This window comes from Propionivibrio sp., assembly GCF_047602565.1.
In the GTDB taxonomy this organism is placed as follows: domain Bacteria; phylum Pseudomonadota; class Gammaproteobacteria; order Burkholderiales; family Rhodocyclaceae; genus Propionivibrio.
In genome coordinates this window covers 4,032,488-4,054,116 of the sequence record NZ_JASGGX010000001.1, presented here as the reverse complement: position 1 = coordinate 4,054,116, position 21,629 = coordinate 4,032,488, and the positions used below count along the sequence as shown (strand labels likewise).

The 21,629-nt window shown below is 68.3% G+C and carries 17 protein-coding genes; 4 read left to right on the top strand and 13 right to left on the bottom strand.

The window, feature by feature from the left end; genetic code table 11:
• Nucleotides 1-165: 165 nt before the first annotated feature.
• Together QM701_RS19140 and QM701_RS19135 are read right to left on the bottom strand one after the other, a co-directional pair.
• The gene (locus QM701_RS19140) at nucleotides 166-1,551 is read right to left on the bottom strand and encodes a sigma-54-dependent transcriptional regulator (protein ID WP_415168589.1); all 1,386 of its coding nucleotides are present in this window, start codon (nucleotides 1,549-1,551) and stop codon (nucleotides 166-168) included.
• Nucleotides 1,544-3,487: a transporter substrate-binding domain-containing protein gene (locus QM701_RS19135; RefSeq protein WP_415168588.1), complete on the bottom strand. Its 1,944-nt coding sequence runs from the start codon at nucleotides 3,485-3,487 to the stop codon at nucleotides 1,544-1,546. Before QM701_RS19135 ends, QM701_RS19140 begins: the two co-directional genes overlap by 8 nt.
• A gap of 83 nt (nucleotides 3,488-3,570) precedes the next feature.
• On the opposite strand from QM701_RS19135, the gene QM701_RS19130 reads away from it, so the two are divergent.
• The gene (locus QM701_RS19130; protein WP_415168587.1) at nucleotides 3,571-4,185 is read left to right on the top strand and encodes a HutD family protein; all 615 of its coding nucleotides are present in this window, start codon (nucleotides 3,571-3,573) and stop codon (nucleotides 4,183-4,185) included.
• Nucleotides 4,186-4,340: 155 nt separating this feature from the next.
• On the top strand, nucleotides 4,341-4,772 hold the full coding sequence (locus tag QM701_RS19125) for a GreA/GreB family elongation factor (protein ID WP_415168586.1): 432 nt from the start codon (nucleotides 4,341-4,343) through the stop codon (nucleotides 4,770-4,772).
• A 366-nt stretch (nucleotides 4,773-5,138) separates the two neighbouring features.
• Here QM701_RS19125 and QM701_RS19120 read toward each other — a convergent pair whose 3' ends face one another.
• The 5 genes from QM701_RS19120 to QM701_RS19100 form a co-directional block, all read right to left on the bottom strand.
• The gene (locus QM701_RS19120) at nucleotides 5,139-5,378 is read right to left on the bottom strand and encodes a DUF3079 domain-containing protein (protein ID WP_415168585.1); all 240 of its coding nucleotides are present in this window, start codon (nucleotides 5,376-5,378) and stop codon (nucleotides 5,139-5,141) included.
• Between the two features lie 104 nt (nucleotides 5,379-5,482).
• Nucleotides 5,483-6,250 (bottom strand): NAD-dependent protein deacylase, encoded by a 768-nt coding sequence (locus QM701_RS19115; RefSeq protein WP_415168584.1) that lies wholly within the window; start codon nucleotides 6,248-6,250, stop codon nucleotides 5,483-5,485.
• A gap of 10 nt (nucleotides 6,251-6,260) precedes the next feature.
• Complete coding sequence (locus QM701_RS19110; RefSeq protein ID WP_415168583.1) at nucleotides 6,261-7,145, bottom strand: EamA family transporter; 885 nt, start codon at nucleotides 7,143-7,145, stop codon at nucleotides 6,261-6,263.
• Between the two features lie 23 nt (nucleotides 7,146-7,168).
• On the bottom strand, nucleotides 7,169-8,002 hold the full coding sequence (locus QM701_RS19105) for an SIR2 family NAD-dependent protein deacylase (RefSeq protein ID WP_415168582.1): 834 nt from the start codon (nucleotides 8,000-8,002) through the stop codon (nucleotides 7,169-7,171).
• Complete coding sequence (locus tag QM701_RS19100; RefSeq protein WP_415168581.1) at nucleotides 7,999-9,024, bottom strand: adenosine deaminase; 1,026 nt, start codon at nucleotides 9,022-9,024, stop codon at nucleotides 7,999-8,001. Before QM701_RS19100 ends, QM701_RS19105 begins: the two co-directional genes overlap by 4 nt.
• Before the next feature lie 165 nt (nucleotides 9,025-9,189).
• Between QM701_RS19100 and QM701_RS19095 the strand changes: the two genes are divergently transcribed.
• The gene (locus QM701_RS19095) at nucleotides 9,190-10,944 is read left to right on the top strand and encodes a LysM peptidoglycan-binding domain-containing protein (protein WP_415168580.1); all 1,755 of its coding nucleotides are present in this window, start codon (nucleotides 9,190-9,192) and stop codon (nucleotides 10,942-10,944) included.
• 9 nt (nucleotides 10,945-10,953) lie between these two features.
• On the opposite strand, the gene QM701_RS19090 is transcribed toward QM701_RS19095, so the two are convergent.
• Genes QM701_RS19090 through QM701_RS19070 form a run of 5 tightly spaced genes read right to left on the bottom strand, consistent with a single transcriptional unit; the run spans nucleotide 10,954 to nucleotide 18,658 of the window.
• Nucleotides 10,954-12,996 (bottom strand): dipeptide ABC transporter ATP-binding protein, encoded by a 2,043-nt coding sequence (locus tag QM701_RS19090; protein ID WP_415168579.1) that lies wholly within the window; start codon nucleotides 12,994-12,996, stop codon nucleotides 10,954-10,956.
• A gap of 13 nt (nucleotides 12,997-13,009) precedes the next feature.
• A complete protein-coding gene (locus QM701_RS19085; protein WP_415168578.1) occupies nucleotides 13,010-14,428 on the bottom strand; it encodes an ABC transporter permease in 1,419 nt (472 codons plus the stop codon).
• Nucleotides 14,425-15,405, bottom strand: coding sequence for an ABC transporter permease (locus QM701_RS19080; protein ID WP_415168577.1), 981 nt, complete (start codon nucleotides 15,403-15,405; stop codon nucleotides 14,425-14,427). Before QM701_RS19080 ends, QM701_RS19085 begins: the two co-directional genes overlap by 4 nt.
• A 4-nt stretch (nucleotides 15,406-15,409) precedes the next feature.
• Nucleotides 15,410-16,447 (bottom strand): PDDEXK nuclease domain-containing protein, encoded by a 1,038-nt coding sequence (locus QM701_RS19075; RefSeq protein ID WP_415168576.1) that lies wholly within the window; start codon nucleotides 16,445-16,447, stop codon nucleotides 15,410-15,412.
• A 42-nt stretch (nucleotides 16,448-16,489) separates the two neighbouring features.
• Nucleotides 16,490-18,658, bottom strand: coding sequence for an ABC transporter substrate-binding protein (locus QM701_RS19070; protein WP_415168575.1), 2,169 nt, complete (start codon nucleotides 18,656-18,658; stop codon nucleotides 16,490-16,492).
• Between the two features lie 180 nt (nucleotides 18,659-18,838).
• On the opposite strand from QM701_RS19070, the gene fabI reads away from it, so the two are divergent.
• Complete coding sequence (fabI, locus tag QM701_RS19065) at nucleotides 18,839-19,639, top strand: enoyl-ACP reductase FabI (RefSeq protein ID WP_415168574.1); 801 nt, start codon at nucleotides 18,839-18,841, stop codon at nucleotides 19,637-19,639.
• A gap of 67 nt (nucleotides 19,640-19,706) precedes the next feature.
• On the opposite strand, the gene QM701_RS19060 is transcribed toward fabI, so the two are convergent.
• Nucleotides 19,707-21,614: a SurA N-terminal domain-containing protein gene (locus QM701_RS19060; RefSeq protein WP_415168573.1), complete on the bottom strand. Its 1,908-nt coding sequence runs from the start codon at nucleotides 21,612-21,614 to the stop codon at nucleotides 19,707-19,709.
• Nucleotides 21,615-21,629 lie beyond the last annotated feature (15 nt).

Here is a 21,629-nt window from a genome sequence, read left to right as displayed (position 1 = left end):
GGAGGGCCGGGGTGGGGATGGGGTCAGTGCCCGGCGTAAACGTCCGTGCCCGCCGCCACCCCATCCCCCACCCAACCTCCCCCTTGAAGGGGGAGGAGTCAGGGAAGAAACCGGCGATCGGTTATCCACGCGACCGCCCCGACCCGCGCCTCGACTGCAGATTTTTCATGCAATATTTGCAGGAGGCTCCGGCGACTGCTGGTATTCCTTGAGCTTGTACCAGAGCTTCCTCTCGCTGATGCCGAGCGCGCGCGCCGTCGCCGCCTTGTCGCCGTTGAAATGGCGCAGGGCGGCACTGATCAGTTTCCTTTCCACGCCCGCGAGGTCTTCCCCGATCCGGATCGGGACGATACCGCCGGCTTCCGGCGGCGCCTCCCCGCCCTGGCGGACGAACACCTCGGCCGGCAAGCTGTCGCTCAACAGGATGTTGCCGTCACTGAACACGATGGCGCGTTCGATGATGTTTTCCAGCTCCCGCACGTTGCCCCGGAAGTCATAGCGCATCAGCACGTCCAGCGCCTCGGGCGCGACGGCGCGGATCTGCCGGCCCATCTTGCGGTTGTACTTCTCCAGGAAATGCGCGACCAGCAGCGGAATGTCCTCCCGCCGCTCGCGCAAGGGCGGAATCGCGATCGAGACGACGTTGAGGCGGAAATAGAGGTCCTCCCGGAACGTCCCGGCGGCCAGCATCTTCTTCAGGTCGCGGTTGGTCGCCGAGACGATGCGCACGTCCACCTTGCGCCGCTGGCCGAGCCCGAGCGGCATGATCTCCTTTTCCTGCACCGCGCGCAGGAGCTTGGCCTGGAGCTTGATGTCGATCTCGGCGACTTCGTCGAGGAACAGCGTGCCGCGATGCGCCAGCTCGAAAATCCCCTTCTTGCGCTGGACCGCGCCGGTGAAGGCGCCCTTCTCGTGGCCGAACAGCTCGCTTTCCAGCAGCTCGGACGGAATGGCCGCGCAGTTGAGCGCCTCGAAGGCCTCGTTGCGCCGCGGGCTGGCGCGGTGGATGGCGCGCGCCACCAGCTCCTTGCCGGTGCCGCTCTCGCCCACGATCAGCACGCTCGATTCCACGCCGCCGACGCGCTCGATGTCCTTCGTCACCTGCGCCATCCGCGCCGACTGCCCGATCATCCCGGAGAATTCGTGCGCCTGCAGCTTCTGGTTCAGATAGCGCACCCGCGCCCGCATGTCGAGGAGTTCCAGCGCGTTGGACAGGATGGCGTTCAGCTCGCCCATGTCGATCGGCTTGGTCAGGTAGTGGAAAGCCCCGTTCTTGATCGCATCGACGGACGATCGGATGCTGCCGAAGGCGGTCATCATGATCACCACGGCCTCCGCGTTGCTCGCCCTGATCCGTTCGAGCACGCGCAGCCCGTTCTCGTCGCCGAGCACGACGTCCAGGAGCACGATGTCCACGTCGTGCTCCTTGAGGCAGGCAAGCGCCGCGTCGCCCGAACCGGCGGTGAACACGCGGAACCGGTCTTCGAGCGCGAAGGCCAGCGAGGCGCAGATGGCCTTTTCGTCGTCGACGATCAGGATGGCGTTAGACACGGTCGGGCTCCTCCGGGAAAGTCAGGCGGATTTCCGTTCCCCGGCGTTCCTCGCTGAACACCTCCAGGCGAATCCGGTTGAGCGCCGCCAGCTCGTGGCTGATGAACAGCCCCAGCCCGGTGCCGCCGGTCTTGGTGGAAAAGAACGGTTCGAAAACATGCTCCAGGTGCTCCTTGCCGATCCCCGGCCCGTTGTCGCGGATGGACAGCGCGATGCCCTCCGCATGCCGTGCCGAGACCAGCGCCAGCTCCGGCGCCTCCCGCCCCTGCACGGCCTGCAGGGCATTGAGGATCACGTTGATCAGCACCTGCCGGAGCTGGTGTGGGTCCGCCCTGACCACGCAGGCGTCGTCGACGGCGACGCTCAGCCTGACGTTCTCCTGGCCGATGGTGTGCGCGAAGAAAACCAGCGTGTCGTTCAGCAGCGCGCGCAGGCGGATGTTCTCCGGCGCCGCCGGACGGGTGTGCGCGTAGGCCAGGAGGTCGCCCACGATGGCGTCCAGCCGTTCGACTTCCTCGGGCACGAGCCGGCTGATCTTCTGCCGGAAATCGGGGTTGTCGTACTTGGCCGGCAGCAGCTCGACGAAGGTCTTGATCGAGGTCAGCGGATTGCGGATCTCGTGGGCGATCGAAGCGAGCAGCTTGCCGAGCGCCTCCAGCTTGTCCTTTCTCGCCAGCTCCTGGCGCAGCTTCTTCTCCTCGGTGACGTCGCGGAAATGCACGACCGTGTCCTTGCCGTCCGCGACGTCGAGCTCATCGACGACATATTCGACGCGCGCGCCGTCCAGCGTGCATTCCCGGGCGCCCGGCCGGCCGGCGGCCCGCTCCGGGGCGCCGAGCATGCCGGCCAGCGGCGTCTTCCCGTACGGCCTGCCGGCCAGCGCGCCCTCCGCCGCTCCCAGATACCGCTCGGCGTAGCGGTTGGCGAACTTGATCGTCCCGTCGCCGCCGAGGGTGACGATGCCGCCGTAGCCGCTGTTGAGCAGCCCGCTCTGATAGTGGCGGACCCCCTCGATGTACGCGCTGTATTCCCTGATTTCGCGGACCTGCTTGCGCACCTCCCGCTTCAGCGAGACGTTGAACGCGACGACCACCGCCGCCGCCACGAGCAGCACGCCCGCCGCGCCGAGGGCGATGCCCAGGTTCCTTTTGTAGTACTGCGCGGGCCGGCCCATCATTTCGCCGAACCACTTTTCGTACACCTTGGCGTAGGTGCCGTTGGCGCGGATCTGGCCCAGCCCCTGGTTGAACGTCGCCAGCCGCCGATCGCCCTTGCGCACGGCCACGCCGTAGCGTTCGGTGTCGATCTGCCCGCCGACGATCTTGACTTCCTCCTGCCGCCCCAGGCGCTGCAGCAGGTATTCCCCGGTCAGGCGGTTGCCGAGCACGGCCTCCGCCTCGCCTTTCAGCAGCAGTTCCAGCGCCGCCTTCTGGTCGAGGGTCGGGAGCAGATGCACCTGGCGGTTCTTCAGGCGGTCGTGGGCCGCGTCGTTCTGCTGGACCGCGACCCTGCGGCCGCCAAGGTCGTCCAGCGAATTGATCGCCTGCATCCCCGTGCGGACGAAGATCGCCAGCGAATTCTGCATGTAGGGCTCGGAGAAATCGTAGATTTTCTCCCGCTCGCGGTCGTACTTCATGCCGCCGATCGCATCCACCTCCCCGCGCTCCAGCGCCCGCAGCGCGTCGCTCCACGGCAGCGGGACGAAGCGGATTTCATAGCCCGTGGTCAACGCCACGGCCTTCAGCAGATCGACGTTGAACCCCCGGTAAACGCTTTCGCCGTCGATGACGTCGACGAATTCATACGGCGGAAAATTCTCGTCGCCGGCCACCAGCAGGGTTTTCCCGTCGAAGGCGCCGGCCGGCGAACAGGCGCAGGCCGCCGCCAGCGCGGCCAGAAACGCCCGCGCCGCCGCCCACAGCCGAAAGGTAGTCACGCCCGCCATTTCCTCGTCTTTATCCGGAGCGATTATTGCTTGTGCGCTTATATCGCAAAAACCGGGCCACGGAAAGGCAGACCATGACCACCATCGAACTCATCAGGCACGCCGATCAGACCACCACGGAATGGGCGGGCGGCACGACCACCCAGCTGGCCATCCACCCGCCGGGCGCCAGCTACGCCGAACGCGCCTTCGCCTGGCGGCTGAGCACGGCCAGCGTCGACCTGCCCGAATCAAGCTTCACCCCGCTGCCGGGCTTCCGGCGGATTCTCATGCTGCTGTCCGGCGAAATGCTCCTGCGCCACGAAGGACATCATGAGCAGCGCCTGCGCGCATTCGAGCAGGACCGTTTCGACGGGGCATGGAACACCACCAGCTTCGGCCGGGCCGTCGACTTCAATCTGATGATGGCGCAAGGCGTCGAGGGCGACGTCGCCGCCCTGACGCTCGCGCCGGACCGGGAAGCCGTCGTGCCGGCGGCCGGTGCGCCGGAACGCGGCCGGCGCAGGACCGTCGCCCTCTACGTCTGTGCCGGCGGCACCGAAGTGCACCTGGACGGGCAAAGCCATTTCCTGGCCGAAAAGGACCTCCTGCTGCTTCACGAAACGCCTGCGGCCGTCCCGTCCGGCGAGCCCTTGCGCCTGCGCAGCGCGAGGCATGCCCGGATCATCCGCACCGTCGTCCTGTACTGACCGGGCCGCCGCCCGCCATTGTTGCCCGAGGGGACATAATTTGGTTCCAAGACAAGGACTTATGCGCTGCCGGGGAACCGGCTACCATGGCCGTGCATCGGGCAGCGACGAGGCTGCGGGTTGAACGAGATCGACATCGGCGAAAGGAGGCCATCATGCGACGACTGTATCCCGGAAAGAACGTCTCCTGCGTCTCCACCTTCGACAAGAGCCGTCTGGAGCAAATGATCGCCAACCGCTTCTGCGACCGCCCGCTGAGCCCGCCGGCGAACCGGGTGCTGCAGCGCCTGCGGGCCGCGGATTTCGTGGTGGTGCTGGACGACGTGCCGCGCGACCTGATCACCATGAACTGCACCATCCGCCTGATCGACCCCATCCTCTGCGAGGAATGGGAAGTGGCCCTGGTATACCCCGAGGACCACGATCCGGAACGGAACAGCTGGTCGATCCTTAGCCCGGTAGGTTGCGAGCTGTTCGGCCTGCGCCGGTACGACGCCGTCGCCATCAAGCGGGAGGACCTGCCGTGCGCCGGCTGGGTGGTCGCCGACATTCCCTTCCAGCCCGAAGCATCCGGGATGCCGCTGTAACGGCCCCGCCGGGCGGGCCGTGGACCGCCCTTCCGGCGCAAGCCGGAAGGGCTGAACGCTCCTGGCCGCGCCGCTTTCCGCCTACGTTACACACGGGCACGAAACCGCTTCAAGAACGCGACATACGCCGAAGAGCCGGGCCGCTAAACTGCCCTCACCTTAAATTATCCGGCTTGAAAGGAAAATGTCATGCATGCCACTCTTCTCGACGTCGTAAGCGTCGTCGCCCTCGTCGTTCTGGTTCTCGCGCCGCGGCTGGTCGAGCTCTATCTCAACACCCGGGAACTGGAAGGCTGAACTCCGGGCCGCCCGGCCCGGTGGATGCTTCATCGAACGATCCGGATGCGAATCCGGATCGTTTTTCGTTTACGCCTTCTCTTTGGCGGCCGGACCGGCTTCCGCCGTGCTTCGCGGCGCTTCTCCGCCGGGGGAAGCCACGATCCCCCAGTCGCCCCACTCGTACCAGTCGTCGCCGAGCAGTTCGATCGGATGCTGGGTCCGGCCCGAGCCGTTGCCGCAGCCCAGCGAATCCGCCGGGCAATACTTGTCGCAGCCCCAGCAGATGCGCTCGGGGTGCGTCGGATGCAAGGGAAATTTCTTTGCCATGATTGAAATGGGCGGCCGCGAAACATTCGACCGCGCGCATACCCGACAGTTTCGCTCAACAATTACGCCGTGAAAATGATCGGGATCAAATTCCGGCGCGAGCGTCAGGCCCCGCGCCCCGCTTCCGGTTTGTCCGCCAGTTCCACGATTTCCGGCAGGGCTGCCGCCGCGCGTGCCGGCACGTAATAGCGTACCCGGTCGCTCAAGTGCGTCCGCGCCGGATTGATCTCGACCGTCGGCACGCCGGCGTGCACGGCGCGCATCACCGGTTCCGCGATGTACGGGAACACGGCGGTCGTGCCGACGACGAAGACCATGTCGAAGCCCCGCTCCAGTTCGCGGTACAGCCGGTCGAGCGCGGCGCCGGGCAGCATTTCCCCGAACAGCACCACGCGCGGCCGCACGATCTCGCCGCAATGCCCGCAGCGCGGCGGCACGGCATGGTCGCCGGCGTCGGCCTCCGCGCCGCAGTGCGCGCAATAACGTTCCTCCAGCGTGCCGTGGATTTCGATCACCGCGGAGCTGCCCGCCTTGAGGTGCAGGCCGTCGATGTTCTGGGTCAGCACCACCACCTCGCAGCGCCGCTCCAGCGCGGCGATCGCGCGGTGCGCCGCGTTCGGCCCGACGCCGTGGCAGTTGCGCTCGATCTGCGCCAGGTATTTCCAGGTGATGTCCGGCCGCACCGCCATGCAGTCGCCGGACAGCGCGTCCTCGATGGCCAGGCCGTCCTCGGTCGCCTCGTCGTTGTACAGGCCGCCGACGCCGCGATAGGTCGGCAGGCCCGAATCGGCCGAGACGCCGGCGCCGGTGATGAACAGCACCCGGCGCGCCTTGCCCAGCAGCCCGGCGATTTCGCCATATGTCTTTTCCATCGCATCTCCCTCACGCAAACCTGGCGCGCAGGCGCGGCCAGAGCAGATTCAGCGCCAGCCCCGTCATCACCAGCGCGGCGGAAACCAGCTTCCAGGCCGGCAGCGCCTCGCCCAGGAGCAGCGCCGAGGCGCCCATCCCGAACACCGGCACCAGCAGGGCCATCGGGGTGATCGTCGCGGCGGGATGGCGGGCCAGCAGCCAGCCCCAGGCGACGTAGCCGAACAGGGTATTGCCCCAGGCCTGCCACGCCACGGCGGCCCAGGTGGCGAGGTCGGCGCGGCGCAGGCCGGCCGCGATGGCATCGGCGCCCTCGAAGGCGAAGGCCAGGGCGAACAGCGGCGGAATGGCGAAGGCGCTGGACCACACCACGTAGGCCAGCATGCTTGCCGGATTGCCCTGCTTGGCGGCCATGTTGCCGCCCGCCCACGAGAAGGCGGCCAGCAGCACCAGCGCCAGCCCGAGCGCGGTGGTGGTGCCGTCGGTGTGCTGCAGGATGTTGAGCACTCCGGCCGTGGCCAGCAGCAGGGCCAGCCACTGGAAGGGGCGCACGCGCTCGCCGTTGAGCCGCATCGACAGGCCGATGGTGAAGAACACCTGCGTCTGCACGACCAGCGAGGCGATGCCCGGCGAAATATGGCCGTTCATGGCGATGTACAGCAGCCCGAACTGGCCGACGCCGATCAGCAGCCCGTAGAGCGCCAGGTTGCCCAGGCCCACCGCCGGACGCCGCAGGAAGAACAGCGCCGGGACCAGCGCCATGGAAAAGCGCAGCGCGGCGAACAGCAGCGGCGGCAGGTCGCCGAGCGCGTACTTGATGACCACGAAATTGGTCCCCCAGATGCTGACCACGGCCAGCGCGAGGAGGAAATGGGAAAGAGGAAGCGCAACGTGCATGGAGGTCCTTCCGTGGCCGGCGCTCAGTGCGCGCGCACCGCGCGCCAGGCGGCCTCGATCGCGGCCAGGGCTTCCAGGCCGCCGCACGGCAGGGAGACGCCCTCGGCGCCACCGAGCTGCGGCGCGTCCGGGTTGATGCGGATCAGCCGGCCGCCGGCCGACTCGCTCATCAGGCGCACGGTCGGGATGGCGGTGCCGGCGCCGATCTCGATCACCAGCAGGCGCCCGACGCGGCCCAACCAGGCGCGCAGGCGCGCGTGCTGCTCCAGGCTGCGCCGTTCCAGCCAGTCCCAGTCGTCGAACATCAGGATGTTCGGCCGGGCCACGGCGCCGCAGCGCGGGCAGCGCGGAATTTCGGACGTCAGCCGGCAGTTCTCCGCGTCGACCCGGGGATCGAATTCCTCCGCCGGCCACACTTCGTCGGCGCATCCGTCCAGGCATTGCAGGTGATGGATCGAGCCATGGCATTCGGCGATGCGCCGCGCGTCGAAGCCGGCCCGGACGAACTGTCCGTCAACGTTGCTGGTGAACACGAAACACCCTGCCGGCAGGCTTTCGCCGATCCGGCGCAGGATGGCGAAGCCCGCGTGCGGCGGCGTGCGGCGGTACAGCGCCAGCCGGTGCCCGTAGAAGCCCCAGGCCAGCGCCGGATCGCTCCTGAACGCCGCCGGATTGGCGATGCGCTCGAACGGGATGCGCGCCCGCCCGAGCGCGGGATAGGCGCGCCAGAAGCCCTGCGGCCCGCGGAAATCGGGCAGCCCGGAATCGACGCCCAGGCCCGCACCGGCGGTGATCAGCAGCCCGTCGACCTGCCCGATCAGCTCGGCGCAGCGGCGGTAGTCGCCGGACGGACTCATTGCGCCGCCGCGAGGGCCTGCACTTCGTCCAGCCAGGGGCGCCGCTCGTCCTCGGTGACGAAGGCGGCCAGGAAGCCGTTGCGCGCCAGCGCGGCGAGTTCGTCGCGGGACAGTCCCAGCGCGTCGGCGGCGGCGATGAAATTGGCGTTCATGTAGCCGCCGAAGTAGGCCGGATCGTCGGAATTGAGCGTCACGCGCAGCCCGGCGCGCAGCAGCCGCGCCAGATTGTGCTCGCGCAGGTTGTCGACCACGCGCAGCTTGAGGTTGGACAGCGGGCACATGGTGAGCGGCGTCCGCGCCGCCGCCAACCGCCGCAGCAGGGCCGGGTCCTCCTCGGCACGCACGCCGTGGTCGATGCGCTCCGCCTGCAGCACATCGAGCGCGCCGCGCACGTAGGCGGCCGGGCCCTCCTCGCCGGCGTGCGCCACGACGCGGAAACCGAGCTCGCGCGCCCGGGCGAACACGCCGGCGAACTTCTCCGGCGGGTTGCCGACCTCGCCCGAATCCAGCCCGACGCCGACCCACAGGTCGGCGTACTCGGCGCGCAGCGGCAGCGCGGCATCGAGCGCGGCGAAGGCGTCCGCCTCGGACAGATGGCGCAGGAAACAGAGGATCATGCGGCTGGAAAAACCGTGCTCGGCGCGCGCCGCGCGCAAGGCGCCGGCGATGCCGGCGAACACCGTCGCCACCGGCACGCCGCGCGCCGTGTGCGTCTGCGGATCGAAGAACAGCTCGGCGTGCCGCACGTTGTCGGCGCGCGCGCGCCGCACGTAGGCCGCCGTCAGGTCGTGGAAGTCGCGCTCGGTGCGCAGCACGGCGGCGCCGGCGTAGTAGAGGTCGAGGAAGGACTGCAGGTCGGTGAAGTCGTAGGCGGCGCGCACCTCGTCCACCGAAGCGTAGGGCAGCGCGACGCCGTTGCGCCGGGCCAGATCGAACATCATCTCCGGTTCCAGCGAGCCTTCGATGTGCAGGTGCAGTTCCGCCTTGGGCAGGCGGCGGATGAATTCGTGCAGGTCGGACATGGTCGTTGCTCGGAACGGGATGCGGGAAAGCGATTCTACCGCGCGCCGGAGCGCATCCCGCCGTTCGCCGCCGAGCGGAAAGCCTGCTATATAATCTGCCGATTGCACTCGGAACGATCGACCGGGCATCCCGCCTCCGGCGGGCGACCCCGGTCGGGACGATGGATGACCAAACGACCTGATCCCCCGCTCACCGCTCTGGCCCGCGCCGTCTGCTGCTCCGCCCTGCTCCTGGCGGGCTGTGCCAGCGTCGCGCCGCCGTCCGGGCAGGGTCCGTCCGCGTCGGCGGGCAACGTCTCGTCCACCCAGGCCAGAACGTCCGACGCCGGCGCCCGCGCCAAGTGGCTGCCGGCCCCCGACGGCGTGCTGGTCAAGGTCGAACTGGCGGAACAGCCGCACCCGCAGGCCATTGATTTGACCGACGCGCCGGACGACTTGTTCCAGCGCATCCGCCACGGTTTCGCCATGCCCGAGCTGAACGACGATCTCGTGCTGTACCACCAGCAGTGGTACCTGAACCGCCCGGACTACCTGCGGCGCATGGTCAACCGCAGCAGCCGCTACCTGCACTACATCGTCGAGGAACTGGACAAGCGCGGCATGCCGATGGAGCTGGCGCTGCTGCCGATGGTCGAAAGCGCCTACAACCCGATGGCGTACTCGCGCTCCAAGGCGTCCGGGCTGTGGCAGTTCATTCCCGCCACCGGCAAGCGCTACAACCTCGACCAGGACTGGTGGAAGGACGACCGGCGCGACATCGTCGCCTCGACCTCGGCCGCGCTCGACTACCTGCAGTCGATCTACGAGATGCACGGCGACTGGCACCTGGCGCTGGCGTCCTACAACTGGGGCGAAGGCGCCGTCGGGCGGGCCATCGGCAAGAACCGCGCGCAGGGCCTGCCGACCGACTATCTGAGCCTGACGATGCCCAGCGAGACGCGCAACTACGTGCCGAAGCTGCAGGCGCTGAAGAACATCTTCCGCAATCCCGCGCTGATGGCCGAACTCGCGCTGCCGCGCGTGCCCAACCGGCCGTTCTTCGCCACGGTCACCACCGACTCGCACATCGACGTCAAGGTGGCGGCCAAGCTGGCCGAGATGCCGGTGCAGGAATTCGTGGCGCTCAACCCGGCGCACAACCGCGCGGTGATCAAGCCCGACACGCCGCTGGTGATCCCGGCCGAGAAGCTGGAGACCTTCGTCAGCAACCTGGAGGCGCACAGCGACGAGAACAAGCCGCTGTCCGCCTGGCAGACCTATACGCTGCGCCCCGGCGACAGGCTGGAGAAGATCGCGCCGCGTTTCGGCATGACCGTCGCCAAGCTCAAGGCGGTCAACGGCATCCAGGGCAAGATCCCGCTCTCGCCCGGACTGACCCTGCTGGTGTCCGGGTCGAAAGGTCCCGGCGAGATGGCCGCGCTGCCCGAGCAGCCGCGCCAGCCCGACGCCGAGCCGCGCCCGGAGGCGAAACCCCGCGTGCACACCGTGCGCAAGGGGGAAACCCTGGCCGCCGTGGCCCGGCGCTATGACCTGGCCGCCGCCGAGCTCAAGAAAATCAACAACCTGAAGGGCGACCGCGTGACCGCCGGGATGCGCCTGCAGCTGGCCGCCGCCGCGCCGGAAGCGAAAGCCGGCGCGGATGAACGCCGCAAGCCGGCAGCCGACAAGGCCGGCGCGCCGGTCAAAACCGCCGCCGCGCAGAAGCCGGCGGAGAAGAGCGCCCTGGCGAAGATCACCAAGGTCGCCGCCAAGGCCGCGCCGAAAACCACCCGCTACACCGTGCGCCGCGGCGACACCATCTACTCGATCGCCCGCCAGTTCAAGGTGGCCGCGGACGACCTGATGCGCAGGAACCGCGTCAGCCCGGACAGCCTCAAGCCCGGCACCACGCTGACCATCGAGCTCGCCGAGAATTCCTGACCGATCGGCCTACGCCTGCCCGCCGGCTGGCGGATGCAGGTGGCAGGACACCACGTGCGCCGGCGCCACGAGGCGCTCTTCCGGATAATCGACGCGGCACTGCGCCATCGCGTGCGGACAACGCGGATGGAAATGGCAGCCCGCAGGCGGCGCGGCCGGCGACGGCGCTTCCCCGGCCAGGCGGATGACCGCGCGGCCTGCCTCCGGGCGCGGGCTAGGGACGGCCGAGAGCAGCGCCTCGGTGTACGGATGCTGCGGCGAGCGCAGCACCGCGTCGACCGGACCGCGTTCGACGATGCGCCCCAGATACATCACCGCCACCTCGTGCGCCAGGTACTCGACCACCGCGAAATTGTGGGTGATGAACAAGTAGGCCAGCCCGAGCTCGTCCTGCAGCGATTTCAGCAGGTTGAGAATCTGCGCCTGCACCGACACGTCGAGCGCCGAGGTCGGCTCGTCGCAGACCACCAGTTCCGGCTGCACCGCCAGCGCCCGGGCGATGGCGATGCGCTGCCGCTGGCCGCCGGAGAATTCGTGCGGCCAGCGCTGCGCCGCCTGCGCGTCGAGGCCGACCTGCCGCAGCAGCGCGGCCACGGCCGCCGTGCGGTCGGCCGTGGCGCCGGAGGCACCGAAGGCGCCGAGCGCGTCCATGCCCTCGGCGATGATCTCGCCGATCGACAGGCGCGGGTTGAGCGAGGCGAACGGGTCCTGGAAGATCATCTGCATGCGCCGCCGCAACGGCCGCAGCGCGGCGCGCGACAGGCCGGTCAGTTGGCCGCCGTCGAGCCGCACCCGGCCGCCGCTCGGCCGGATCAGCTGCAGGATGGCCTTGCCCACCGTGGTCTTGCCGCAGCCCGATTCGCCGACCAGCGCCAGCGTGCGCCCGCGCGCCAGTGCGAGCGAGACGCCGTCGACGGCCTTGACGTGGCCGACCACGCGCTGCAGGACGCCGCGCCGGATCGGGAAATGCACGCGCAGGTCGTCGACTTCGAGCAGCTTGCCGGGCGCCGCCGGTGCCGGCTCGCGGCCGGGCGGCGGCGGCCGGACCGCCACGGCCTCCGCGCGGCCCGCGCCGTCGCGGCCTTCCTCGACCCAATGGCAGCGCACACGATGGGCGCCGCCGCACTCCGTCCATGCCGGCGATTCGGCGCGGCAGCGTTCCCAGGCGAACGGACAGCGGGCGGCGAAGCGGCAGCCCGCCGGCATGGCGTCCAGCGCGGGCACCTGCCCGGCGATGGTTTCCAGCCGCGCGCCCCGCCCCGCCATGTCGGGCAGCGCGGCGAACAGCTTCTGCGTGTACGGATGGCGCGGCGCGCCGAAGAAGGCCGCGCGCGGCGCCTCCTCGACGATTTCCCCGGCGTACATCACGCCGACGCGGTGCGCCATGCGCGCCACCACGCCCAGGTCGTGGGTGATCAGCAGCATGCCCATGCCGCGCTCGGCCTGCAGCCGTTGCAGGAGTTCGAGGATCTGCGCCTGGATGGTCACGTCGAGCGCGGTGGTCGGCTCGTCGGCGATCAGCAGGCGCGGATCGCCGGCCAGCGCGATGGCGATCATCACCCGCTGCTTCATGCCGCCGGAAAGCTGGAACGGGTAGTCGGCCAGGCGCCGGGTAGGGTCGGCGATGCCCACCGCCCTGAGCAGTTCCGCCGCCCGCCCGGCGTCGGCGCCGGCCGGCAGGTTTCCGTGCCTTTCGAGCACCTCGCCGATCTGGCGGCCGACGGTGAGCACCGGGTTGAGGCTGGTCGCCGGCTCCTGGAAGATCATCGCCATGCCGCCGCCGCGCACCGCGCGCATCTCGGCCTCCGGCAGCTGCATGAGGTCGGTGCCGGCGAAGCGCACCTCGCCGCCGAGGATGCGCCCCGCCGCCGGCAGCAGGCGCAGCAGCGACAGCGCGGCGGCCGACTTGCCGCAGCCCGACTCGCCGAGCAGGGCCAGCGTCTCGCCGGCGGCCACGTCGAAATCGATGCCGTCGACCGCCGCCAGCACGCGCCGCCCGACCGCGAAACCGGCGCGCAGGCCGCGCACTGAGAGCAAGGTGTCGTCGTTCATGGTTTGCCGCCCCTCACCCCATCCTCGGATCAAACGCGTCGCGCACGGCATCGGCCAGCAGGTTGGCGGCGAGCACCAGCGCGAACATGAAGGTGAACGCCGAGGCCAGCGACCACCACACCGCCGGCTCGCGCGAGAGCTCCATGCGCGCGTTGTTGATCATCGTGCCGAAGCTGGTCATCGTCGGGTCGACGCCGATGCCGACGTAGGACAGCACCGCCTCGGCCAGCACCAGGCCGGAGAAATCCATGACCAGCGTGATGATCACGATGTGCATCAGGTTGGGCAGGACGTGGCGCCGCAGGATGGCCAGGTCGGCGACGCCGAAGGCCTGCGCCGCCTGGATGTATTCGAGCTCGCGCAGCTTCAGCGTCTCGCCGCGCAGCAGGCGGCACAGGGAGGTCCAGCTGGTCAGCCCGAGGATGAAGCACAGCGCCAGCAGGCGCAGGTCGGCGCGCTCGGCGGCGGTGGAAAACCATTGCGGATGGGTATCGATGACCACCTGCATCATCAGCACCGCGGCGGCGATCAGCAGCACGCCGGGAATCGAGGAGAGCGTGGTGTAGAGGTATTGGATCGCGTCGTCCACCCAGCCGCGGAAGTAGCCGGCCAGGATGCCCAGGCCGATCGCCACCGGCAGCGTCACCAGCGTGGTCACCAGCCCGATCACCAGCGCCGTGCGCACGCTCTTGAGGATCTGGTAGAGCACGTCCTGGCCGACCTTGTCGGTGCCGAAGACGTGGTAGTCGCCGCACAGCGCGAGGATCGGCAGCGCCACCAGCAGCAGCGCGCCGGCGGCGATCAGCACCGCGTTCCAGGCGAAGCCGGTCTCGCCCCGCCACAGTCCGCGCCACGCCGGGCGGAAGCCGCCGCCGGACCGGCGGGCCAGTGTCTGCGCGGTGGCCGCGGCCAGCGCGATGAACACACCAACGGCAAGCGCCACAGCGGCCAGCGCCCGGCGCAGCACGTCGCCGTCGCGCGCGGCCTCGTCGTCGCCCAGGTGCGCGCCGCCGTATCTGAGGCGCGGGAAGTCGCGCAGCGTGTGCAGGCTGCCGTCGGCGGCGCGGATATCCATCGTTTCCTTGGCGTAGGCGCGCGTGGCGAGCGGCGCGGAATAGGTCTTCTCACTGCGCAGGCGCAGCGGCGCGGCGATGGCGTCGAGCGCCGAGAGCACGTCCACGGCGTAGGCCGCCGGCCGGTCGGCCTCCGGGGTTTCCAGGCGCGGCCGGTAGTGCAGCGAATCGAGCAGGCCGACCAGCACGAACGCGGCCAGGACCGTCGCCGCCGCCATTCCCGGCCGGTTCGCGCCGACCCGCCGCCAGGCCGCCCGCGACGGCGGGTTGCGCCACGACAGCGCGCCGAGCGCGACGGCGGCCAGCGCCAGCAGCCAGATCAGCGCGTCGGACCAGAGCAGGACGGGCATGAAGGTCATCGGTCGAGCCTTATGCGCGGGTCCACCAGGGTGTAGGAGACGTCCGTCAGGATCAGCCCGGCGATGTACAGCACCGAGCCGATGAAGACCATCGAGCGCACGACGGCGAAATCCTGCGCCTGGATGGCATCGATCGTGTAGCTGCCGAGGCCGGGGATGCCGAAGAACGATTCGGTCAGCAGCGAGCCCATGAACAGCAGCGGAATGACCGCCACCACGCCGGTCAGGATCGGGATCAGGGCGTTCTTGAGCACGTGGCGGAACAGCACGGCGAGTTCGGAGAGCCCCTTGGCGCGCGCCGTGCGCACGTAGTCCTTACCGATCTCCTCCAGGAAGATCGTGCGGTACCAGCGCGTCGACGCGCCGATGCCGGACACTACGCCGATCGCCACGGGCAGGACCAGGAATTTCCAGGCGTCGAGCCCGTCGCTGAAACCGGAGATCGGCACCAGCCGCCAGACCTTGCTGACCAGGTACTGGCCGCCGATGATGTAGAACAGCCCGGAGACCGACATCATCGCCACGCACAGCACGACGCCCCAGAAGTCGAGCCGGGTGGCGCGGAAAAGGGCCAGCAGCAGCGCGCTGCTGATCGCCGCGAACAGCCCGAGCACGAAGGTCGGCAGCGCGATGGCCAGCGACGGCCCCATGCGCATGCGGATCTCGCGCGTGATGTCGCGCCCGTCCTCGGCGCGCCCGAAGTTGCCGGCGAACATGCGCGCCGACTTGGCGAAGAAGATCGTCTCGGTCAGCACGCCGGTCCCCGTGGCGCGGGGATTGACGAACAGGGGCCGGTCGTAGCCGCGCTCGGCCTTCCATTTCTCGATTGCCTCGGGCGTCACGCGCTTCACCCCGAGCTGCATGCGCGCCATGTCGTCCGGCGTGTTGACGACAAAGAACAGCGCGAAGGTGAGGAGATTTACCCCGATCAGGATCGGGATCGCGTAGAGCAGGCGGCGCAGGAGGTAGGCGAGCATGGCGTCACAGTCCTGCCAGTTCGCGCTCGATCTGCTCGATGCTTGGCAGGCTGGTCTGCAGCTCCGCCGGCAGCGCTTCGATGAGCTGGTATTCCGCCACGCCGATCGGCTTGTTGACGTCGCGCAGGGCGTATTCGGCGACCACCCGGTTCTGCGTCTTGCACAGCAGCAGGCCGATGGTCGGCGCATCCTGCTCGCTCTTGACCTGCGCATCGACGGCGCTGAGGTAAAAGCTCAGCTTGCCGGCGTATTCCGGCTTGAACGCCCCGGCCTTCAGCTCGACGACGACGTAGCAGTGCAGCTTCAGGTGATAGAAGAGCAGATCGATGAAGAAATCGTCGCCCCCCACCTCGATGTGCACCTGCCGCCCGACGTAGGCGAACCCCGCACCGAGTTCGAGCAGAAAGCGGGAAATGTGCGTCACCAGCGCGGATTCGATTTCGCGTTCCTGCGCCTCGTCGGTCAGGCCGAGGAAATCGAAGCGGTACGGGTCCTTCAGCGATTCCCGCGCAAGGTCGGAATGCGGCTTGGGCAAATGCATGTCGAAATTGGCCACGGCCTTGCCGGTGCGGCCGCGCGCATTCGTCTCGATCTGCATGACCAGAATATTGCGCGACCAGTTGTTTTCGGCGGCCTTGGCCAGATACCAGTCACGTTCTTCGCGGGTCTTCAGTTTGTCGATCAGCGTACACAAATGGAACCACGGCAATTGTGCAGCAGCCTGCTGCACAAATTCCGAATCCGGCCACGCCTCGGCGAACGCCCGCATGTACTTGAGGTTGCGCGGCGAAAACCCCTTCATCTGCGGGAACGCATTGCGCAGATCGCGCGCCAGCCGTTCGATCACCTTGGCGCCCCAGCCCTGCTCCGCCTGCCGCGCCAGAATGTCCCGGCCGATCTGCCAGCATAGCAGCACCAGCTCGCGGTTGACCGCCAGCGCCGCCCGCTGCTGCGCCGAGTGGATGCGATTCTTCAGCTCCGCCAGCCAGTCGGCGTAACCCGGCGGCGGCTCGGTGAGCATGATGGGCGTGGTGTCAGTCATGATTGGCGTCGAGGGTGGCGTAGTCGAGAGGCATACCGGCATTCACGCATTCCGCGCCGTCCCGCGTTCACGGCGCCGATAGGCCAGCACCGCCGGCACGGCGAGCGCGGCCAGCGCGGCGCCGCCCGCCGCCAGCGGCCAGAGCACCGGCGCGTTCCATTCGTGCCGTAGCCGGGCGCGCTCGGCCACGTCGATGCGCTGGTACTTGAGCGTGTTGTTCGCCACGTCGTGCGGCTTGCGGTTGTACAGCCAGGCGTGGGCGAGCGTGTAGCTCTTCGGGTGGAAGCCGAAGATCCACGGCGCGTCCTCCTGCAGGATGCGCTGCATGCGGCGGATGATCTCCGCCCGCCGCGGCGTGTCGTCCATGTCCTTCATGGCGGCGAACAGGCGGTCGAATTCGGGGTTGACGTAGTTCGCGGCGTTCTCGCCGCCGGTGGCGACCTTGGCCTCGCTGCCGGCGAGCAGGAAGAAGAAGTTCTCCGGATCGGGGTAATCGGCGTTCCAGCCGAGGAAATAGATCTGCATCGCGCCCTTGCGCAGCTTTTCCTGGAAGCGGTTGAAGTCGGACGGGCGGATGACCAGCTGGATGTCGAGCTTGGCGAACTGGCGCATCAGCCAGTCGTTGCGCGGCTTGTCGTCCACGCCGCCGCCGGTGGTGTCGAGGTAGAGCACCAGCGGCTCGCCGGTCCTGGCGTCGCGCCCGTTCGGCCAGCCGGCCTCGGCCAGCAGCTTTTTCGCCGCCTCGATCGGCTTGCGCCGGGCCTCGCCGTCGCGCCACTCGTATACGACGGGGTTGATCCCGGCCTCCCCTTCGCCATGGCCGAAAATCCCCGGCGGCAGCGGGCTCATGGCCGCGACCCCGCGCCCGTTGAGGAAGATCGAGATGAACTCCTCCTGGTCGATGGCGATCGATAGCGCCTGGCGCAGCTTGCGCGCCCGCTCCTCGCCGACGCCGTCCTGGCCGCCGACCACCGGGTCGAGGAAGTTGAAGCCCTGGTAGAAGATCGACGCGCGCAGCCGGGTGAGCAGCCGGATTCCCCGCGCCTGCATCTCGCCGGAAAGCTGCACGCCGCCGTCGAGGTCCAGGCGCACGGCCTGGTCGAAGCTGTCGGAGGCGATGCCGGACGCATCGTAGTACCCCTGCAGGAACTTGTTCCAGTACGGGATGCTTTCCTTTTCCCGGGTGAGGACGACGGTGTCGATCAGCGGCAGCGGCTTGCCGCAGTCGGCCAGCAGGCCGGCCTCGCGGTCGCCCGCCTCGCCTTCGCACGGATAGGCCTCGCCGTGGAAATTCGGATTGCGCGCGAGCACCATGCGGCTGTTCGGATTGTTCTCGGCCAGCATGTACGGCCCGGTGCCGACCGGATACCAGTCGAGCGTCAGATTCTTCGCGGCCATTCCCGGCTGGCTGTAGAAGCGGTCGGCCTCGCGCGGCACCGGCGCGAAGAACGGCATCGCCAGCCAGTAGCGGAACTGCGGGTACTTGCCGGCCAGCGTGATGCGGTAGGCATGCCGGTCGACCCGCTCCACGCCCGCCAGCGGAAAGCGGTCGAGGTCGATCCAGGCGTCCTCCGGCAGATCCTTCGCCGCCTCCTGCAGGGCCTGGCCCAGCTCCTTCAGGCCGACGATGTGCGCGGCCATCATCCCGAAGATCGGCGAATACACGCGCGGATGCGCCAGGCGCTTGATCTGGTAGATGTAATCGTCGGCGGTCAGCTCGCGCGTGCCCGTGCGCGGGAAATCGGCCAGCGTGTCGATGCCGGCGAGCTTGGCCGCGTCGAGATCGGCATAGACGGGCCGCCCGTCGGACTCCGTGGCGAACGCCGGGTGCGGCTGGTAGAGGATGCCCGGCCGGATGCGGATTTCATACACGCTGCGGGCGATCGCTTCCGGCGGCGCGTCGGCCGGCAGGCGCTTGCCGGCGGCATCGAAATATGCCGGTTCCGGCACCGCTGCCGCCGTGCCCGGCACCAGCGTGTACGGGCGCTTCAGGTAGTGATACTGCAGCGGCGGCTCGTAGATCTGCGCGGTGAACACGCTCTCGTCCTCGGTGTAGGAGCGCGCCGGATCGAGGTGCTTGGGCCGGTCGGTAAACGCCGAGTAGAGGATGTTCCGCCCCCTTTCGCCGCGCGGATACGGATCGTTCTGCTCGCTGCCGCAGGCGGCGAGCAGCAGGCAGGACAGCAGGATAAAGACGCGGAAACCGGGCATGGAGCCAAGTGTAACCCAAGCCTTCCGCTTCATACGACGCGCGCCGACGCGCGGCCGGAGGATCGCCCGGCCACGATAGCCACGAACGAAACGAGGGATTTTTCCCCTATAATTGCCGTCGCGCCGTTTTTCGGCCGCATACCTCAGCACACCCACTCAGCCACAGTTACGGGAGAATTCATGGGATTCCTTGCCGACAAGCGCATCCTGATCACCGGCCTGCTGTCGAAGCACTCGATCGCTTACGGCATCGCCAAGGCTTGCCACCGGGAAGGCGCCAGACTGGCATTCACTTTCCAGAACGAGCGTTTCCAGGAGCGCGTCGCCAAGTTCGCCGCCGAGTTCGACAGCTCGCTCGTCTTTCCCTGCGATGTGGCCGAGGATGCCCAGATCGAACAGCTGTTCGCCGAGCTGGCGACACACTGGGAAGGGCTCGACGGCCTGGTGCACTCCGTCGCCTTCGCCCCCACCGTGGCGATCGAAGGCGATTTTCTCGAAGGCATCTCGCGTGAATCGTTCCGCATCGCCCACGACATCTCGTCCTACAGCTACCCCGCCCTGGCCAAGGCCGCGCGGCCCATGCTGCTCAAGGGCAACAACGCGGCCCTGCTGGCGCTGACCTATCTCGGCGCCGACCGCACCATGCCCAACTACAACACCATGGGTCTGGCCAAGGCCAGCCTGGAGGCCGCCACGCGCTACCTGGCCTTCTGCCTCGGCCCGCAGGGCATCCGCGCCAACGCCATCTCCGCCGGCCCGATCAAGACGCTGGCCGCCTCGGGCATCGGCGACTTCGGCAAGCTGCTCGCCTACAACGCGCACCACGCCCCGCTGCGCCGCAACGTCACCATCGAGGAAGTCGGCAACGCCGCCGCCTTCCTGCTCTCCGACCTGGCGAGCGGCATCACCGGCGAGATCATGTACGTCGACGGCGGCCTGAACACCACCGCGCTGGGCAACACGGACCCGCTGCCGCAATAAACCGGCAACCCAAAAAACAACGCCGGCCGAGCTCGCGCTCGCCGGCGTTTTTCTTGGGCGCCGATGCTTACTGGCGTTCCCGGCCCTCCAGCAGGGACTTGTTGACGTCGATCTTGTAGCGCGCACGCAGGCTAGAGAGGTAGGTAGAGAGATCCTCCTGCGCCACCAGGTTCGCATACTCGTTGCGGAGCGCCTTGAGCTGGTTCTCGTCGATCTTCTCCGTCTGCGCGACCTTGGTGATCTTGAACAGCGAATAGCCGTCGCCGATGCCGACGCCGACGTAGGCCGGCAGCTTTTGCACGTCGGCCTTGAAAATGGCCTGCAGCACCGCCACCGGCAGCTGCGCCTGCCGGGCCTGCAGGCGCGACACGCCGCGCGATGCCGACCACGCGACCTTGTCCTCGCCTTTCTGGAGTTCCGCCAGACGCGCTTCGCCGGTGCTCCGGGCCTGCTTCATCGCCTCTTCGGCCTTCAGGTGCTTCTCGATGTCGCCCTTGACCGTGTCGAACGGACGGGTCGCCGCCGCGACATGCTCGACCACGCGCGCCGCCAGCAGGGTGTTCGGCGCCACTTCCACCGCCTCGGTATTGCGCTTGTTCTTGATGGCATCCTCGGAGAACAGCCCGGCCAGCACCTTGTCGTTGGCCAGCGGGCCCAGCGACGCCAGCACCTGCGGATCGGCATTTTTCGGCAGCCAGCCGGTCTGCTGGATCTTCAGCTTGAACTTGTCCGACGCCGGCTGCAGGCTGTCCGACTGCTCGTAAACCAGATTGTTGAAATTCTCCGCCGCCTCGGCGAACTGGCGGGTCGCCGCCTGCCGCTTCAACTCGCCCTCGATCTCGGCGCGCACCTCCTGCAGCGGCCGTTCCTTCGCCGCGTGAATGCCGGTGACCTTGATGATGTGGTAGCCGAATTCCGATTCGACCAGCCCGGAAATCTCGCCTTCCTTCTGGCCGAACACCGCGTCGTCGAAGGTCTTGACCATCATGCCGCGGCCGAAGAAACCGAGGTCGCCGCCCTTCTGCGCCGAGCCGGGGTCCTTCGAGTACTGTTTGGCCAAGTCGGCGAAGCGGGACGGATTCTTCTGCACTTCCTTCAACACCTCCTCGGCCTGCGCCTTGGCTTTTTCCTTGCCGGCATCGCCGTCGAAGGTGATCAGGATGTGGCTGGCGCGGCGCTCCTCGGGCTGCTGGTAGCGGTCGCGATGGCTGTCGTACCACGACTTGATCTCGGCGTCGCTCACCGTCACCTGCGCCAGCAGGGCGTCGAGCGACAGGACGACGTACTCGGCCTTGACCTGTTCCGGCACCTCGAAGCGGCTCTTGTTCTCGTCGTAGAACTTCTGCACGGCCTCCGGCTCGATCTTCACCTTCTCCGCGAACGGAGCCGCGGCGATGCGGAACTCGCTGAACTGGCGCTCCTCGGCCTGGATGCGCAGCATCGTCTCGGCCTGCGCCGAGGACACGAAAGCCGACGCGCCGATCGTCCCGACCAGCTGCTGCAGCGTCAGATCCTGGCGCACGCGCGCCTCGAACTGCGGCGGCGACATGCCCTGCGCGCGCAGCACGGCCTCGTAGCGCGACTTCGAGAACTGGCCGTTCTCCTGCAGCGCCGGCACGTTGGCGATGAACTCCTGCAACGCCTGGTCGCTGGTCGCCAGGTGCTTGTTCGCCGCTTCGAGCAGCAGCAGGCGCTGATTGATCAGCCCGTTGAGAATGCCCAGCCGGACTTCCGGCGAATTCATCATCTCCTGCTTGAACGACGCGCCCATCGACTGCCGCAGCTGATCCTGCCGCTCGCGCAGCGCCTGCTCGAACTGCGGCAGGCTGATCTTGCTGTCCCCGACGCTGGCGAGATCGCCGCCGGCGCCGGTGTTGCGGATGTAGGAATCGATGCCCCAGAAGGCGAAGGGCAAGGTGATCAGGCCGAGGAAAATCTGGACGATTCGCTTGTTGTTGCGGACGGCGTCAAACATGATGATTGCCCACTG

Coding starts and splice junctions, on each gene's coding strand:
- QM701_RS19125 (WP_415168586.1), top strand. CDS start 4,341: ATGCGACGACTGTATCCCGGAAAGAACGTCTCCTGCGTCTCCACCTTC.
- QM701_RS19080 (WP_415168577.1), bottom strand. CDS start 15,405: ATGCTCGCCTACCTCCTGCGCCGCCTGCTCTACGCGATCCCGATCCTG.
- QM701_RS19070 (WP_415168575.1), bottom strand. CDS start 18,658: ATGCCCGGTTTCCGCGTCTTTATCCTGCTGTCCTGCCTGCTGCTCGCC.
- QM701_RS19110 (WP_415168583.1), bottom strand. CDS start 7,145: ATGCACGTTGCGCTTCCTCTTTCCCATTTCCTCCTCGCGCTGGCCGTG.
- QM701_RS19060 (WP_415168573.1), bottom strand. CDS start 21,614: ATGTTTGACGCCGTCCGCAACAACAAGCGAATCGTCCAGATTTTCCTC.
- QM701_RS19095 (WP_415168580.1), top strand. CDS start 9,190: ATGACCAAACGACCTGATCCCCCGCTCACCGCTCTGGCCCGCGCCGTC.
- QM701_RS19075 (WP_415168576.1), bottom strand. CDS start 16,447: ATGACTGACACCACGCCCATCATGCTCACCGAGCCGCCGCCGGGTTAC.
- fabI (WP_415168574.1), top strand. CDS start 18,839: ATGGGATTCCTTGCCGACAAGCGCATCCTGATCACCGGCCTGCTGTCG.
- QM701_RS19100 (WP_415168581.1), bottom strand. CDS start 9,024: ATGTCCGACCTGCACGAATTCATCCGCCGCCTGCCCAAGGCGGAACTG.
- QM701_RS19085 (WP_415168578.1), bottom strand. CDS start 14,428: ATGACCTTCATGCCCGTCCTGCTCTGGTCCGACGCGCTGATCTGGCTG.
- QM701_RS19120 (WP_415168585.1), bottom strand. CDS start 5,378: ATGGCAAAGAAATTTCCCTTGCATCCGACGCACCCCGAGCGCATCTGC.
- QM701_RS19090 (WP_415168579.1), bottom strand. CDS start 12,996: ATGAACGACGACACCTTGCTCTCAGTGCGCGGCCTGCGCGCCGGTTTC.
- QM701_RS19105 (WP_415168582.1), bottom strand. CDS start 8,002: ATGAGTCCGTCCGGCGACTACCGCCGCTGCGCCGAGCTGATCGGGCAG.
- QM701_RS19130 (WP_415168587.1), top strand. CDS start 3,571: ATGACCACCATCGAACTCATCAGGCACGCCGATCAGACCACCACGGAA.
- QM701_RS19115 (WP_415168584.1), bottom strand. CDS start 6,250: ATGGAAAAGACATATGGCGAAATCGCCGGGCTGCTGGGCAAGGCGCGC.